The sequence below is a fragment of the Cellvibrio sp. UBA7661 genome (assembly GCA_002483365.1).
Classification (GTDB): domain Bacteria; phylum Pseudomonadota; class Gammaproteobacteria; order Pseudomonadales; family Cellvibrionaceae; genus Cellvibrio.
The window spans coordinates 36084-51342 of sequence record DLHT01000009.1 but is presented as its reverse complement, the minus strand read 5'-3'; the positions used below and the strand labels follow the sequence as shown (position 1 = coordinate 51342).

The following is a 15259-nucleotide window of genomic DNA, read 5'->3' as shown; positions in this document are numbered from 1 at the left end:
TTGCCCCGTTATTGTTTGTGGTTATTGGGTTTTCTGTTGTTGCGCTTGTTGTTCTTTCACATATTTCATGATGCTCAGGAACGTATCCGTCCAATAAATATTTTTATTGTCCGCCAGATATTTCAACAATTCTTCGTGTGCTTTGTTCGATACCATCAGATGATCGCCACCTATGCCGTGGAAAGTAAAGTTGATCATGGTGCCTTTGGCGCCTGCTTCTTTGACCATATCGATCAATTGTTTTCCGGTGACATCAAATGGCACTGCTACGGTCACCATATAGGGATCAAGCGTGTTCATATCGGGGATCACTCCACCAAACGCGGCTTTGATCGCGACAAATTCATTTTTTACCAAGGGCAGGTATTCCACTCCGGCCGCTTTTAGATCGCCACAGGGTGTTGTAAAGGTGCGTTCGGTTTTTCCGTCTATCGCGTGCAGCATGCTGTTGCCCAAACGGATCTGCATGGCTAACTGGGCGGCTGGGATTTTATCAAGATCATTATCCGGCTGAACCCAGCTGCGGTCTGGGCCCGAGGCGGAGCAGTAGTGGAATAGCGTATGGTTGGCTAGTTCATGTCCGTCAGCGGCCGCTTTGCGCCAATCCGCAAGGCGATGGGCAATGGTGTCCGCAGCCAGTGTTAAGTAAAAACTGCCTTTTAAACCGTATTTGTTCAATGCGGGGATGGCGTTATCCAATTGCGATGGTACGGCATCGTCATAGGCAAGGTTAACGGCAGCTTTGGCACCATTTGGCCAGACAAATGCTTTATCGGCAGCAAAACTGGCAGGTGCAATACACAGCAGGCCCACCAGCAGGTGGGACAAAAGAGAAGGGCGGTGAATATTTATTGTCATTGCGGTTTTCCTTTTTATTAGGGTGATTTTGGATTTATCAGGGTAATTTTTGGGAAGAGAGTAAGTGCAACCTTAGCCCCCGAAATGGAGCTGCGCCATCCCATTTACATTTCTGCACGAAATTTCAGTTTGGCCGGATAAATGGTAATTACAGGTGAATTTCAGTTCTATTTTTCAAGTGATCTCTATAAGCTTGGCAAAAAATTTTACGGGGGAAATACTATGACGTGGTTGCTTTTAGTGGCGGGTTTGGTGTTGTTAGTGGTTGGTGCAGATTTACTGATCAAAGGTGCTGCACGTTTGGCCTCTAACTTTGGTGTTCCTGCATTGGTGATCGGCCTGACGGTGGTTGCCTTTGGTACCAGTGCACCAGAGCTTGCCGTGAGTGTGAAGGCGGCTTATTCCGGTCAGGCAGAGCTGGCCATCGCCAACGCCGTGGGCAGTAATATTTTTAACGTGCTGGTGATTTTGGGAATCGCCGCCATGATCTCCCCGCTCATTATTTCCCACCAACTGATCCGCCAGGATGTACCTATCATGGTGGGGATCACAATTGTGGCGGTGATCATGACCCAGGACGGCAGTATCAATAAGCTTGAAGCGGGAATTCTCGCATTGGGATTGGTAACTTATACCTGGTTTTTGTTTTATCAGGGCAAACAAAAAGGCGTGGATGTTTCCGATGGTGAAGTAGAGGAAATGCTCAATGCCAAGGTACCTATGTGGCAAAACGTGTTATTGGTCATAGGCGGCTTGGTACTGCTGGTGATGGGCGCGCGTTGGTTAGTACAAAGTGCGGTTGAACTTGCCACTGCATGGGGCGTGAATGAGGCCGTTATTGGGTTAACCATTGTTGCGGCAGGTACCTCCTTGCCAGAAGTAGTGACATCGGTTGTGGCTACTATCCGCGGCCAGCGCGATATCGCCGTCGGTAACGTAGTGGGTAGTAACATTTTCAATATTCTGTGTGTACTGGGTATTTCAGGTTTGGTATCGCCAATGCCCTTATTGGCAGGTGAGCAACTGGCCAATGTTGATATTCCGGTCATGCTCGCGGTGGCTGCGCTTTGTGTGCCTGTATTCTTTATCGGCTCGGTGCTGAACCGGTTTGAAGGCTTCTTGTTCCTGGCGCTTTATGTTGCTTATGTGTGGGTATTGATTGCGATGGCGCTATCGTTGGGTTATCTCGCACAGCTTCAGGATGTGGTGCTTTACGGGTTGGTTCCGTTCGTTCTTCTCTACGTTTTTATCACTCTGGTACTGGATTTAAACAAGCGTCGCGGCCAACAACGTATTAACTAAATATGTGCCAAACGGGCGCGCCTAGCGCGCCCAATCGTTCACGTAATCGGGTACGGGAATTGCGCCATTATTGGCCGGAACTGGCTTGCCGCGCGTAGTCACCAACGGTAAAACACCCGCCCATACCGGTAGTGCACTGTCTTCCTCATTATCTTCCGGCGGCTTGTTACTGATTTTGCTGGCGGCTTCGGCAAGCGAAATCCGCATCACACTGGTCGCTGCCAATTCCTGCTCATTTCCCTGCCGTACTTCATGCTTCCTCCCACTGGCAATCTTGTCCATAAAGGCATCCAACGCCGCGATTTTTGCTTGCTTGTCTGTCACTAATTCAAATGCGCCGTAAATCACTGCTGAGCGGTAGTGCATGCTGTGGTTAAACGCCGAGCGCGCCAGCACCAGGCCATCGATGTGGGTAATCGCAACCGATACCTGATTATTGGCCAGCATCGCTTTGGTTAAACGCCCACCGTTGGAGCCGTGGATATAGAGATAATCATCAATGCGCCAGCAAGCAGTGGGAATACAGTGAGTGCTTTCACCTTGATTAAAGGCGATATGGCAGCAGTAAGCGTCATCCACGATGCTGTATAAGGTTGCGCTTTCATAATGGGCTTTTTCGGCCAAGCGACGGACGCGTGTACGCGTTGATGGCGGTTGGTGCGGGGCGTTGTTCATAAGTCCTTGCTCTCTCCAAATGCAAAAAGTGATAACGGGTGGCGATAAGTGATAACGGATGAAGAGAGGGTAATACTCATCTGGTTCTATAATAAGATCCACAAATAACTAATTTTTTGGAGCCAGTTGGTTTGCGATATGGACTATCAATTACTGTTTCATGAATACGAACAACGCTATTCGTTACAAACACCCGCTGTCCGGCAATCGCGGCAGCGTCGTTTATACAACTGTTTGCGTGAAGCAATTTTGCAAGGGTGCATCCCCGCCGGTGCGAAATTACCGGGTAGCCGTTCACTCGCGGCGGAATTACATATCGCCCGCAACAGCGTGCTCTATGCATACGAACAGTTGGTGACTGAGGGTTTGCTGCGGACGCTAGGTGGCAGCACCCGGGTTGCACAAACAACCCGGGTGCCGGGTGGTGAACCAGGCAATACAGCGGGGCAAGCCAACATCGCCCCTTTACCGGTTTCCATGCGCGCGCGGCTTACGCCCTGGCCATCTGACCCGCAAGGGACTTACACGGCGTTTGTTGCCGGGGTTCCATCGCTACCGGATTTTCCCATCCCGATATGGCGGCGCTGTCTGGATCGCGCCTGGCGTGGTTTGAGTTATCAACAGCTCGACTACTCCGATGCATCCGGCGAGCCCCTGCTGCGTCAGGCGATTGCCGAGCACCTCACCAGCACACGCGGTGTACGTTGTACCGCAGAGCAGATTTTTATTACCGATGGTACCCAGCAAAGCCTCAGCATTTGTGCCCATGCCTGCGCCAACGCGGGCGATAACGCCTGGGTTGAAAACCCCGGTTATGGCGGTGCATTCCAGACCTTGAAAGCGGCGGAGTTGACGGTCATTGGAATCGCGGTTGATCAACACGGCATAGCGCCACAGGAAAGTGATTGGCGACAGCACCCGCCTAAATTGATTTACACCACACCATCACATCAGTTTCCACTCGGCAGTGTGATGAGTATTGAGCGGCGTCTGGCGTTAATTGAGGCAGCGCAGCGTGTGGGCGCACTGATTATTGAAGATGATTACGACAGCGAATTCCGCCGCGATGGCCCGCCGCTTCCCGCCATGCAAGGGCTAGTGGAAGATGCGCCGGTGATTTATATAGGCACCTTTAGCAAAACCGTATTTCCTGCATTGCGCATTGGTTTTATGGTGGTACCTGCGGGGTTGGTGGAGGCTTTTTGCAACCTGCTGCGCTTGGGGCATTTGCGTGGGCGCAGCGCAGAACAACTGGCACTGGCGGAATTTTTACGCGGTGGTTATTTTGCGAATCATTTGAAAAAAATGCGCCGCTTATACGCTGCACGGCGCGATGCATTGGTTGCGGCGATTGAAAAACATCTGGGTAGCAGGGTGGCGATTTACGGTGGATCGTCCGGCATTCATATTGCGATTGCCCTGCCAGAAACGAGCGATGATGAGCAGATCAGCCAAGCGGCGTTGGCGCAGGGAATTTATGTGCAACCACTCAGTAAATTAGCGACAGGCAAGGTGTTGCACAAAGGATTAATGCTGGGCTATGCGCAGGTGCGCGAAGAGGATATGGATAAATACATCGCCATACTGGCGGATGTTATCAATGCAAATAATCTGCAAGCGCAAGGAGTGTAAAGTATGAAAAGAGTTATCCGTTCTTCACTGCCAGAGTGAATCCCTGATCTACACTAACAACAGGTTGTAAAAAAACAGGCTGTGAACCAATAACGGTACTGATTTTTTACAACCTGTCATTTCCTAATTGATGCTGGATGTAAACGAGGTTGCTATGTCATCGCTGAAAGAACTGGTTACGCAATGGGAAAACCACGCCCAAGGTAAACTCACCCAAGAGACTTACGTCATACACTTGCAGATAGAAGATGCTGCGAAATTAAATGCATTGGCTGAAATGTATCCCAAGCGTTCCAAAGAGCAGTTGTTGAGTGAATTGGTGTCTGCTGCTTTGACGCAATTAGAGGCCAGCTTTCCTTACGTACAGGGAACCAAAGTCGTCGCTACCGATGAAATGGGCGATGCGATTTATGAAGATATCGGCCCAACCCCGCGTTTTATGGCGCTGACAAAAAAGCATCTCAATCATCATTAATTCGGCTGGGTCCATTCAGACTTTTTCAGTATGAAGTTGTTGGGCGGCCTTACTGCTTAAGCGCAAGATTTTTTTAGCGAGTGCTTTATCGGTCAGGCTGCGCGCCAGCGCCAAGCCCCCAATCATCACTACTGATTGCATGAGAATTTTATCCTCATTGTTATCAGCATCGTCACAATCGCTGTTATCAAATTTGGCCAGGTGTTTGGTGAAACCTTTGTACAAGCGCGTATAAATATCTTTCACACGGTCATCGTCGTGTGCGACATCGCTGATCAGGCAAGCCATGGGGCAACAAATATCCGTTGAGTTAAGCTGTTCTTCGCTCAAGTAATTTTCAATCAATCCCATGTGATCTACGGCGTTATTATTAAAACGCTGCGCAGCGGTTATGCCCGCTGTCATTATTGCTTGTTCATATAATTCGATTTTGGAATTGAAGTGCGCATAAAAAGCACCGCGGGTCATGCCGGCACTTTCCATCACTTCATCGATCCCGACATTATTAAAACCTTTGCGGGTAAATAAAGCGGCTGCCGCTAGCAGGATGCGTTGGCGGGATTCCTGTTTGTGGGATTCTTTCCAGGCCATAAATGTCACTCGTTGAATTCAAAATATGTTCTTGATCATATTATGCCTGTCGCTAATGATTGCCAAGGCTAATCCGGGCTTACTTATTTATGACCAAGGAGTTATTTATGGATCAACATCCGCTTCATATTGTTGGCGTGCAGTTCAGTTCGTTTACCCGCGCGGTGCAGTTTTGCTGTGAAGAAATTGGTGTGGAATACACCTTGGGAACCAGCGTCGATGGACGCGAATATGCGCTGCGCACAGCGGGATTGGAAACGCTTAATCCTTTTTCCAAAGTACCGGTATTACTCGATGCCGGGCGTCCACTGTATGAAACCCAAACTATTTGTCGCTATTTGGACAACCAATACAATCGCTCACGCTTACAGGCCGATGATGCCTGGCAAAATGCGCAGATCGACCAGTGGTGCGCGGCGATTACGGCGCATATTGATAAAGCTATTGTGCGCAATTATCTGCTGGAGTTTTTATTTCCCAAAGGGGCAGATGGCAAAGTGCGTGAGGATGTTGTCGCTGCTGCTATGCCCGATGTCATGCGCGCGGTGGCAGTACTGGAACAACAACTGGGTGAGCGCGATTTTTTGGTGGGTGAGCAATTTACGCTTGCAGATATCATGCTTGCACCGATTGTGACTTATCTGGTGAATGCGCCGCACAATCAGGATCTGGTGAAAAAAGACAGCACAGTGCGTGCGTATGCCAACCGGATTTTGTTGCGGCCAGCAGCAAAAAATGTGTTTATTCCTGTCGTGAAATAAACGCTAAAGCCCGGCTAGTTGCCGGGCTCGGTGACAAAACCTAACTTTAAAAGCCCTGAGCGTTGTACCGCTGCCATGGTTTTGATGACGTGTTCATAAGCCACAGCTTTATCGCCACGGATGTGGATTTCCGGTTGGGGTTGTTTGCCGGCTTCTGCGGCCAGGCGCAATTCCAACTCCTCCAGAGTGACTTGTGTTTCGTTCCAATAAATTTGCCCGTCGACATTTACCGCGAGATTAATAGTTTCCGGTTTCAGCTCATTCGGGGTGTTATCGGCGCGCGGCAAATCCACTTTTACCGAATGGGTCAAGACCGGCACGGTGATGATAAAAATAATCAGCAACACCAACATGACATCCACCAGCGGCGTCATGTTGATCTCACTCATGACTTCAGTTTCGTCATCTAATCCTCCACCAAAAGCCATGGTCTAGCCCTCTTTACGCGGAGTCAGTTTGGTAATAGCCCCTTTATTTTGCAGCGGGCTACCGGTGATGAAATATGCATGCAGTTGGTGGGCAAAGCGGTTGAGCTTGTTGAGTACGCCCTTGTTGGCACGGGTGAGCGCGTTATAACCCAACACTGCAGGAATGGCGACGGCCAGACCAAACGCGGTCATGATCAATGCCTCACCGACCGGACCTGCAACCTTATCGATACTTGCCTGGCCCGAAATACCTATCCCGACCAGTGCGTGGTAAATACCCCATACCGTACCGAACAACCCCACAAACGGCGCGGTTGAGCCTACCGAGGCTAATATCGCCAAGCCGCGTTGCAGGCGTTCGGCACTTTCATCAATGGAGCCGCGCAGGCAGGCAGTCAGCCATTCTGCCAGCGGTAAATGGCCGTGCAGGTCATCTTTGTGGTTGCTGTGATGGTCTAGTGCGGCTTGTCCTTCTTCTGCCAAATGGCGGAAGGGAGTAGTGCGGTCATCGCCCAGTGTGCGTAAGCCCTCGGCGAAACTCTGCGCATGCCAGAAGTCATTCAGGCCTTGGGATGGGCGGCGCAAACGCCATAAGCCCCAGGCGCGCACAACAATCACCCACCAACTGGCGATGGACATGATCAATAAAATAATCGCGACGGCTTTGATCAGCACATCGCCTTGTGCCCATACGGAAGCAATGCCATAGGGTGAATCCATAAAAACCTCGTTAATTGAAATAGATATATGAATGCCTAAACATGGAGACTACTTACACTTGCGTTTTCGAGCACTAAATTCGACGGGTATTTCATACCAATCATCAATTGCTATGCCATCTTGCGTTGTGGGTTTGAAGCGCCAGCGAGCGACGGCTTTTTGTGCTGCTTGATCCAATAATTTGAAGCCGCTAGATGTTGTGATCTTTACCTCACCTACTGTTCCATCTGCTTTTACCAGTACATCCAATAACACTGTACCTTGTTCGCATCTGTCTTCTGACAACCGAGGATAAATCGGTGCAGGATTATTCAATGGGGTTGCGTCAGTAATCTGAGGAGCAACCGGTGCCGGAGGCGCAGGTTCAGCGGGCTTGGTTTCCGCAGGTTGTTGAACCGGCGGCTGTGGCTCCGGTTCAGGTGCTTTTACCGCGCGCTCCGATGGCGGCGCTTTGGGTGGCGGCTTTGGCTTGGGTTTGGGCTCCGGTTTTTTCTCTGGCGGTGGTGGGGGCGGTAAAGGTTCCGGTGGCGGAGGAGTTGGCTCTGGCTCGGCCGCTATCAACATACCCTGAATAGTGGGCTGCACAATTTCAATTGGCTTGGGAGGGGTGGGCCACAAGACAACTGCCGCCAGAATACCCGCATGGGCACCTGCTACGAGCAAAAAGAACAACAAGGAAACGTGTTTGGATTGCATTTGCCTGACTACCGCCCGTGTAGGGCGAAAAACAACGAATGAATGTAAATAACAAATTGTTGTTAATGATAATTCTTCTCAATAATAAAGGCAATCGGTCAGTCGCTGTGCGGCTGTCATAGTGAGTAACACCGGGGGCTGGTATTAGTGCCGGTTTACGATGTTATACTCGCCCTCCCGCGCATGAGCGCTTTACCAGTAGGACCCCATGGAAATCTTTATATTACTTGGCCTGATTGTATTGAATGGCATTTTTGCAATGTCGGAAATTGCTATCGTTACCGCCAAAAAATCGCGTCTGATGGCGATTGCCGCCAAAGGAAACCGCTCAGCGCAAGCCGCGCTGGAGCTCGCAGAAGATCCCACGCAGTTTTTATCTACGGTACAAATTGGTATTACCTCAATAGGCCTTCTGAACGGTATTTTTGGTGAATCCATTCTTGCCGAGCCTTTCGCCCTTTGGTTGCAGAGCTTGGGTGTTCCTGTCAATTTCAGCGATAGTTTCGCGACTGTCCTCGTGGTTGTCGTTATCACTTATTTTTCTATTGTTGTGGGCGAATTGGTACCCAAGCGTATTGGGCAGTTAAGTGCTGAGAGCCTCGCTTGCCTCGTTGCTCGCCCGATGCAGCTACTCGCAATTATTACCAAGCCATTCGTGCACTTTTTATCTAATTCGACTCGCGCCTTAATGCGCATTATGGGTTTCCACCAGACAAATAATAGTCAGGTGACCGAAGAAGATATTCACGCAATTCTTGATGAAGGCTCCAGTTCCGGTGTGTTGGAGCAGCAAGAACATGCAATGGTAAAAAATGTGTTGCGACTTGAAACCCGCAGTATCGTGTCGCTTATGGTGCCGCGTTCAGACATTATTTATCTTGATACCGCCATCACCCTGGAAGAAAACTACGAGCGTGTGATGAAGTCGCCGCACTCGCGCTTTCCGGTCTGCACCAAACAAATTGATAACCTTGTTGGTGTTATTAATGCGAAAGAACTGTTGGCAGAAGCCATTCGCGGCAGCACGGTTGAGCTGGAGTCGATGGCGCAGCCTTGTCATGTGGTGCCTGAATCGCTTACCGGCATGGAGCTGCTGGAATTTTTCCGTTCATCGCACAGCCAAATGGTATTTGTGGTTGATGAATATGGCGATCTCAAAGGTATCGTGACCCTGCAAGATTTACTGGAAGCACTGACCGGTGAATTCGTGATGGGCGAAGGCGAAGATGCTTACGTTGTCCGCCGCGATGATGGTTCGTTCCTGCTTGACGGTATGCTGCCCATTCTGGAATTAAAAGACTGTTTGGAAATTGAAGACCTTCCTGAAGAAGGGGATTACCAAACCCTCAACGGTCTGATCATGTTGCTCATGGGGCGTATGCCTGCCACGGGCGACAAAGTTGTGGTGCAAAACTGGCAATTGGAAATTGTGGATATGGATGGTCGCCGTATCGATAAAATTCTGGCGAGCAAAGTGCCTGAAACCGATTTGCCCTGATTCGGTTAACAATACATCAGCGCATACGTATTCATCTGCCGTTGACCGATAACTCCTTGGCACCGGCGTTGTAATGGGCTTTACTTTTAGCGCCCATTTTATAACGCCAATAGCCATGGAGCTCCCGCATGAAAACTCTCCTGCGACCATCCGCATTTCTGTTAGCCCTAAGCCTCTCGTTTGCCTTCGCCGGTTGTTCTGATCCCAACACTGCCTCAAAACCTGCATCTGCCGTTAGCACCAGTAGTGCAGCAGCAGAAGAATATTTGTCGCTCCCGGTTAATGAGCAGGCTGATGAGTGGTGGCACAACGCGATTTTTTACGAAATCTGGCCGCGCTCTTTTTACGATACGGATGGCGATGGTAGCGGCGATTTTCAGGGGATGACCAACAAACTGGATTATCTAAAAGGTTTGGGGGTGAACGGTATTTGGCTGACGCCGGTATTCGAAGCACCCTCGTATCACGGTTACGATTTCCAGGATTTTTATAATGTAGAAGCTGACTATGGCACCATGGCCGACTTCGAGCATTTCATCCAGCAAGCGCACGCGCGCGATATGAAAGTCATTCTGGATTTAGTGTTGAATCACATCTCTGATAAACACGAATGGTTTATTAAATCGGCCAACAAAGAACCCGGTTACGAAGATTACTTTATTTGGCGCGACGAGCGCCCGCAAAGTGGTTGGGGTCAACCCTGGTCTTCAGAATCCAATCCGGCAGCAGTTTGGCATTGGAACGACACGCGCAAGGCGTATTACTACGGTGCCTTTGGTGGCAGCCAGCCGGATTTAAATCTCACCAAACAAGTGGTTATTGATGAGTTAAATAAACTTGCGACTTTCTGGCTTGAAAAAGGTGTTGATGGTTTCCGTTTGGATGCAGTCCGCTATGCGGTGGAAGAGGGCGGTTATCCGCTGCAAGCCGATACTCAAGGCACTATCGATTACTGGACTATTTTTTCGCAGCATGTGAAATCGATAAAACCCGATGCCATGTTAGTTGCAGAAGCTTGGGCTGATTTAAAAACAGTTGGTCGCTACCGCAATGAAGGTAAAGGTTTGGATTCAGCGTTCGATTTTGATTTTGGCAATGTGATTATCGACATACTGAACCCGGCGGTAAAACAGTCGGCTGATTTTGGCACCTTGGGTAATAGTACGCTGCAACAAAATCGCGAAAATTTATGGGCGAATTTGAATGCGCGTAAAGCCGCTGCACCACTGCATTATTTTTCGCCTTTCCTGACCAATCACGACCAAAACCGGATTATGTTGTCGCTCAATAATGATTTTGCAAAAGCGAAGATTGCAGCGAGTTTATTAATGACCACTCCGGGGCCTTTGTATCTTTACTACGGCGAAGAAATTGGTGTATCGCAATACAAAACCGGAGATGACCAATATCGCCGCGCAATTATGCAGTGGAGCGAGGAAGATAGTGCTGGTTTTAATAGCACTGGCGAATTTTGGTTAGACCAAGCCAAATGGTTTCCGTGGATGCAAAACCATCAAGGCTGGTTTGCCAATTATTGGAAAACCTTGCAGGGCACCGGGGTTTCTGTTGCTGCCCAAGCGCAAGATCCATCATCGCTGCTGAATCATTACAAACGCTTGATCAGCGTGCGCAATAGCAACCCTACGTTGCAGTTGCCGGACGAAATCCGTTATTACCCCGTTGATAATAAAAATGTGTGGTTAGTTGAAAATATCGGCGAAAACGTCAGTGAAAAGAAAGGCGAAAAGAAAGGTGAAAAGAACGGCGAAAAAACCAGTGTGTGGGTGGTAATAAATTTGAACCCACAGAGTGCGGCTGAATTTTCCGTGCCTGATAATTTACGTGGTGAGCGCACTGAGAGGGTTACTGGTGAAAACATCAACCTTGGTGAACGCGTTAATGTACCGGCAGCAGGAGTAATGATTTTTTAAAATTTTAAATGCGGTGCGGTGCGGTGCGGTGCTGTGTGTGTTGGGCATCGCTGCGCTCAGCACCAACCTACCTGTGTAAAGTTATCGCAAGGTCATATGCAATGATTTATATATGACCTTGCTGATAAATTTTTATTTCAACTTTAATTCTTTTACCAAGTGATCGGCTCTATAGACTTTCTTTAATGCCTCTGCCATCGCCGCCGGATGTACCGATACGCTACGGTTGACTGATTCATCAAAAAAGTAAGCGCCGCCCAGTGAATTGATATTGCCGTCAAAAATTAACCCGACTAATTCCCCTTTCGCGTTGATCAATGGGCTACCGGAGTTGCCGCCGATAATATCGTTGGTTGATACCTGATTAAAGCGCGCTTTTTTATCGACTTTTTTCTGCGCCGCGCTCCAGCTATCGGCCAGCTTGAATGGGTCGTAGCCTGTTGCGCGGTCAAACAATCCGGCCAGCGTAGTAAATGGGGTAACCATTTCTCCTTTTTCTTCCCAGCCGCGAATCACGCCATGCGACAAACGCAGTGAAAAAGTTGCATCGGGATAAACTTGCGTTCCTTTATACGCAAAGCGGGCTTGAGCCAATTGGCTTGCCGCTGCTTTTTGCACGGGCTCAATGTTCTGGTCGTAATCCATGCGTACTTTACGTGCGTAGGTATCGATAATTTTTGCAAGCGCGATAGCGGGATCATCACTCTTGGCTATCGCATCGGCACCGCCTTCCCATAATTGTTTACGCAGTGCAGCATCGCTCAATTTGCTGTGTGAAACGATGCGTTTGGCCAATGCCTCGGGCGATTCTTTGCCCAAAATATGTTTGACGACGGGATTATCAACGCCCAATTTTTCACGCAGTTTACTCAGTGACCATGCCAGTTTCATGGTTTCAAAATCGCTGTATAACGGCGATTCAGCCAACAGCCCCGCTTGTACAGCCGGTAAGCTGGCGTTGGAGAATTCGCGCAAGCGTTCATGATCAGGTTTGTTGCGTTCTTCTGCACCGCGAACCAAAGTGCGCGCCCAGGTAATTTGCTGGGACATAATGCCCATGCCCAATTCCAGCATCACATAATCCACATACATATTGCGGAATGTTGTTTGGGTTTGGGTTAAGGTTTGCCACGGATTGCCATAGGTTTTTGCACGCGTCGCATCGCTTTCAACCCAATTGCGGAATGTATTTTCCTGTTCGCGTTTTTGCTCCATGACATCGCGGGATAACAATGCCTGAAACATACCGGTACGCGCTTTTAATCCGTTTTCGACCAGAGTCAATTCGGTTTGTGCGATACGTGCTTGCTCGTCGCCCTGATTGGAATATTGCAATAATAATCCGCGGTATTCTGCTGCAAATAATAAACGGAACGGCAAAACCAGATCCCGTTGGGTTTCCAGCTCGGCCATAGTGAGTAAGCGCTGCGTAGTGCCCGGGTGACCGAGTGTCATCACCAATTCATTTTCTTTTGCGCCTTTGGTGTTGATTGGAAACCAATCGCGGTTGGCAATCGGTTTGCCGTCTTCATATACGCGCAGTAATGCCATATCCAGGTTGTAACGTGGGAAATTAAAGTTATCCGGATCACCGCCAAAAAATCCGGACGCATATTCCGGTGTAAATACCAAGCGCACATCCTGATAGCGCGAATACTGATACACATAATATTGGCCACCACCATACAGCTCGACAATATCGCAGCGGCGTTTATTACCAGTATCGGCCATACATTCTTTTTCAATGGATGATTGCTCGGCTTTTTTGGCATCGCTGAACGCTTTTCCGCTCAACCCTACCAGCGCTTTTTGCATGCGCTCAGTAACATCTTTGGTATGCTCCAAACGATTCACCTCTACGCCGGGGCATTGTTTTTCTTCTGGGTTGTTCCTGGCGAGAAAACCGTTTTTCATGAAATCTTGCGTTGGGCTGGATAAATCTTCCACGCAATTAATCACACAGTGATGATTGGTCAGTACCAGCCCATTGGCTGATACAAATGAACCCGAGCAACCACCGGCAAGGCGTACAGCGCTGCGCATGCTCTTATCAATCCAGGCAGCAGAGGGTTTAAAACCGTAGCGTTGTTCCAGATCAGCATGCGGCAAATTGTCTAATGTCCACATCCCTTCGGCGGCAATACCCGGCAGTGAAACGCACAGGCTGCTTGCCAACAAAAACGCCTTTGTTGAAACTGTTGTTGTCATTCTCTTCGCACGCTTGATTGCACTGTACATCAGTCATCTCCTGTGAATGTATTTACGTTGGTGGTGGGAGTGTAAACCAGTATGCAAAACGCGGCTACGCACCCTGTTCGCATTATTCTTTCAATGCACCGGCCGGAACTTGTGCGGTTTTATTGTTGGAGGGAAACCAGCGAGTTCGTAAATTCATGAAAGGTGTTTCAACCAATCTAAATAGCAACCAACCGCTTATTATGCTTATCAAGACAATAATGCCCATGCCCAGATAACCATCGGTGTTGATGCCGAGGTTTTTAACGGGATCTTCCAATAATTGGTAGAGCGGTTTGTGGATTAAATAAATAGCATAAGACCAAAGTGCGAGACTGGCAGCGCCAGAAATTTTTTGGCGGTAGAGCCAGCAACAAGGAGAGAGCGCTGCCATTACCAGCAAGGCGAAGCTGATGGCCAAGAGCGAATAGCCAATGACGGGAGTCCATGTGCTCGTGCCTGTCTCTTGGGTATAGGCCAGATTTAAAAATACATAAAATACCCAACCGCATCCCGCCAACCCTGCCACAAAAAAAGCGTTGCCATAACGAAGTAGTTTTTCATATCGGGAAGGGTGATAGTTTTTTAGTAGCGCGATGGCGATACCCGGCAGCAATTCATCAAATCGCGAATAACTGGGATAGTAAATGAATTCGTAATAATCTTTGCCCGTTATCTGGGTTCCGCCATGTGCATTGAGCATATAGGCGCGTATCAGTATTGCCGCGATAAAGCCTGCGATAATAATGACCCACATGCGTACCGGGTTTGCGCCACGGGCGAGCGCCAGCATACACATCAAGGGAAACAACAAATAAAATTGTTCTTCAACGCAGAGCGACCATGAATGGGTAAAGGTTTCCATTGGCCGCATATCAAGATTTTGGGTAAACGTCAGAAATTGCCACAGCGGTGCTGTATACGTAGGGCTTAATAACGCGGGCAAGAGCAAGTACAGCGCAAGCACAACATAATAATTGGGCAGTGTGCGCAACAAACGTCGCGCATAGAAATGTTTAAGCGAAAAGTTTTCTTTTTTTGCGTAGGCGCGAAGTATTTGGTCGCCAATCAAATAACCGCTTAATACAAAAAACAAATCCACGCCCACCCAACCGATTCGGGTGATAAAGCCGAATAACAGTTCATTGCTTACAACAACGCGGTAGTGATAGATCAGCACCAAAATAATGGCGAGAGCTCTTAATGTGTCCAAGCCGTAGAGACGGGTACTACTGATTTTATTGTCCATGTTTTTATACTTAACTCGTTAACGGATTTTTTATGACCTGGTCTTTCCCTGATAATTCCATCTGCGCGCCTTGTTTGGAGCAGCTGGATAATCGCCTGCTTCAATCTCCTGCTTTAAGCGCAGACCGCTCGCTTTCCATGATAAGTTTGTATAACTCGCCTCATTTGTATTAAGGTTCAGGCAATTATTATTCACAACCGCGGTTATT

14 protein-coding genes are annotated in these 15259 nt (G+C 48.8%); 6 read left to right on the top strand and 8 right to left on the bottom strand.

Features of this window, described 5'->3' with window-relative positions; translation table 11 throughout:
- Positions 1–21: 21 nt before the first annotated feature.
- Positions 22–858, bottom strand: a complete 837-nt coding sequence (locus B2739_RS07730) for a polysaccharide deacetylase family protein (RefSeq protein WP_331345289.1) — start codon at positions 856–858, stop codon at positions 22–24.
- 222 nt (positions 859–1080) lie between these two features.
- Here B2739_RS07730 and B2739_RS07725 point away from each other — a divergent pair, with 222 nt between their 5' ends.
- Complete coding sequence (locus B2739_RS07725; protein WP_331345288.1) at positions 1081–2160, top strand: calcium/sodium antiporter; 1080 nt, start codon at positions 1081–1083, stop codon at positions 2158–2160.
- A 21-nt stretch (positions 2161–2181) separates the two neighbouring features.
- Here B2739_RS07725 and B2739_RS07720 read toward each other — a convergent pair whose 3' ends face one another.
- A complete protein-coding gene (locus tag B2739_RS07720; protein ID WP_331345287.1) occupies positions 2182–2835 on the bottom strand; it encodes a pyridoxamine 5'-phosphate oxidase family protein in 654 nt (217 codons plus the stop codon).
- A gap of 138 nt (positions 2836–2973) precedes the next feature.
- Between B2739_RS07720 and B2739_RS07715 the strand changes: the two genes are divergently transcribed.
- Both B2739_RS07715 and B2739_RS07710 read left to right on the top strand, forming a co-directional pair.
- The gene (locus B2739_RS07715) at positions 2974–4467 is read left to right on the top strand and encodes a PLP-dependent aminotransferase family protein (RefSeq protein ID WP_331345286.1); all 1494 of its coding nucleotides are present in this window, start codon (positions 2974–2976) and stop codon (positions 4465–4467) included.
- Between the two features lie 154 nt (positions 4468–4621).
- Positions 4622–4942, top strand: a complete 321-nt coding sequence (locus tag B2739_RS07710; protein ID WP_331345285.1) for a type 1 pili tip component — start codon at positions 4622–4624, stop codon at positions 4940–4942.
- A 15-nt stretch (positions 4943–4957) separates the two neighbouring features.
- On the opposite strand, the gene B2739_RS07705 is transcribed toward B2739_RS07710, so the two are convergent.
- A complete protein-coding gene (locus B2739_RS07705; protein WP_331345284.1) occupies positions 4958–5533 on the bottom strand; it encodes a TetR/AcrR family transcriptional regulator in 576 nt (191 codons plus the stop codon).
- 107 nt (positions 5534–5640) lie between these two features.
- Between B2739_RS07705 and B2739_RS07700 the strand changes: the two genes are divergently transcribed.
- Positions 5641–6294 carry a glutathione S-transferase family protein gene (locus B2739_RS07700; protein WP_331345283.1) on the top strand — a complete coding sequence of 218 codons (654 nt, stop codon included), beginning with the start codon at positions 5641–5643 and terminating at the stop codon, positions 6292–6294.
- 14 nt (positions 6295–6308) lie between these two features.
- On the opposite strand, the gene B2739_RS07695 is transcribed toward B2739_RS07700, so the two are convergent.
- From B2739_RS07695 to B2739_RS07685, 3 genes are read right to left on the bottom strand one after another with little or no spacing between them, the layout of a single operon-like run.
- Entirely contained in the window at positions 6309–6722 is a 414-nt protein-coding gene (locus tag B2739_RS07695; protein WP_331345282.1) for a biopolymer transporter ExbD, read from the bottom strand.
- A 3-nt stretch (positions 6723–6725) separates the two neighbouring features.
- Positions 6726–7442, bottom strand: a complete 717-nt coding sequence (locus tag B2739_RS07690; protein WP_331345281.1) for a MotA/TolQ/ExbB proton channel family protein — start codon at positions 7440–7442, stop codon at positions 6726–6728.
- A gap of 48 nt (positions 7443–7490) precedes the next feature.
- Positions 7491–8138: an energy transducer TonB gene (locus B2739_RS07685; RefSeq protein WP_331345280.1), complete on the bottom strand. Its 648-nt coding sequence runs from the start codon at positions 8136–8138 to the stop codon at positions 7491–7493.
- Positions 8139–8346: 208 nt separating this feature from the next.
- Between B2739_RS07685 and B2739_RS07680 the strand changes: the two genes are divergently transcribed.
- Entirely contained in the window at positions 8347–9636 is a 1290-nt protein-coding gene (locus tag B2739_RS07680) for a hemolysin family protein (protein WP_331345279.1), read from the top strand.
- 128 nt (positions 9637–9764) lie between these two features.
- On the top strand, positions 9765–11567 hold the full coding sequence (locus B2739_RS07675) for an alpha-amylase family glycosyl hydrolase (protein ID WP_331345278.1): 1803 nt from the start codon (positions 9765–9767) through the stop codon (positions 11565–11567).
- Between the two features lie 132 nt (positions 11568–11699).
- Here B2739_RS07675 and B2739_RS07670 read toward each other — a convergent pair whose 3' ends face one another.
- Complete coding sequence (locus B2739_RS07670) at positions 11700–13805, bottom strand: S46 family peptidase (RefSeq protein WP_331345277.1); 2106 nt, start codon at positions 13803–13805, stop codon at positions 11700–11702.
- Positions 13806–13887: 82 nt separating this feature from the next.
- Positions 13888–15051, bottom strand: coding sequence for an acyltransferase (locus B2739_RS07665; protein WP_331345276.1), 1164 nt, complete (start codon positions 15049–15051; stop codon positions 13888–13890).
- Between the last annotated feature and the right edge of the window lie 208 nt (positions 15052–15259).

What these genes read in the sequence shown, in the direction of transcription:
- B2739_RS07730 (WP_331345289.1), bottom strand. Translation starts at nt 858, where the DNA reads ATGACAATAAATATTCACCGCCCTTCTCTTTTGTCCCACCTGCTGGTG.
- B2739_RS07725 (WP_331345288.1), top strand. Translation starts at nt 1,081, where the DNA reads ATGACGTGGTTGCTTTTAGTGGCGGGTTTGGTGTTGTTAGTGGTTGGT.
- B2739_RS07720 (WP_331345287.1), bottom strand. Translation starts at nt 2,835, where the DNA reads ATGAACAACGCCCCGCACCAACCGCCATCAACGCGTACACGCGTCCGT.
- B2739_RS07715 (WP_331345286.1), top strand. Translation starts at nt 2,974, where the DNA reads ATGGACTATCAATTACTGTTTCATGAATACGAACAACGCTATTCGTTA.
- B2739_RS07710 (WP_331345285.1), top strand. Translation starts at nt 4,622, where the DNA reads ATGTCATCGCTGAAAGAACTGGTTACGCAATGGGAAAACCACGCCCAA.
- B2739_RS07705 (WP_331345284.1), bottom strand. Translation starts at nt 5,533, where the DNA reads ATGGCCTGGAAAGAATCCCACAAACAGGAATCCCGCCAACGCATCCTG.
- B2739_RS07700 (WP_331345283.1), top strand. Translation starts at nt 5,641, where the DNA reads ATGGATCAACATCCGCTTCATATTGTTGGCGTGCAGTTCAGTTCGTTT.
- B2739_RS07695 (WP_331345282.1), bottom strand. Translation starts at nt 6,722, where the DNA reads ATGGCTTTTGGTGGAGGATTAGATGACGAAACTGAAGTCATGAGTGAG.
- B2739_RS07690 (WP_331345281.1), bottom strand. Translation starts at nt 7,442, where the DNA reads ATGGATTCACCCTATGGCATTGCTTCCGTATGGGCACAAGGCGATGTG.
- B2739_RS07685 (WP_331345280.1), bottom strand. Translation starts at nt 8,138, where the DNA reads ATGCAATCCAAACACGTTTCCTTGTTGTTCTTTTTGCTCGTAGCAGGT.
- B2739_RS07680 (WP_331345279.1), top strand. Translation starts at nt 8,347, where the DNA reads ATGGAAATCTTTATATTACTTGGCCTGATTGTATTGAATGGCATTTTT.
- B2739_RS07675 (WP_331345278.1), top strand. Translation starts at nt 9,765, where the DNA reads ATGAAAACTCTCCTGCGACCATCCGCATTTCTGTTAGCCCTAAGCCTC.
- B2739_RS07670 (WP_331345277.1), bottom strand. Translation starts at nt 13,805, where the DNA reads ATGTACAGTGCAATCAAGCGTGCGAAGAGAATGACAACAACAGTTTCA.
- B2739_RS07665 (WP_331345276.1), bottom strand. Translation starts at nt 15,051, where the DNA reads ATGGACAATAAAATCAGTAGTACCCGTCTCTACGGCTTGGACACATTA.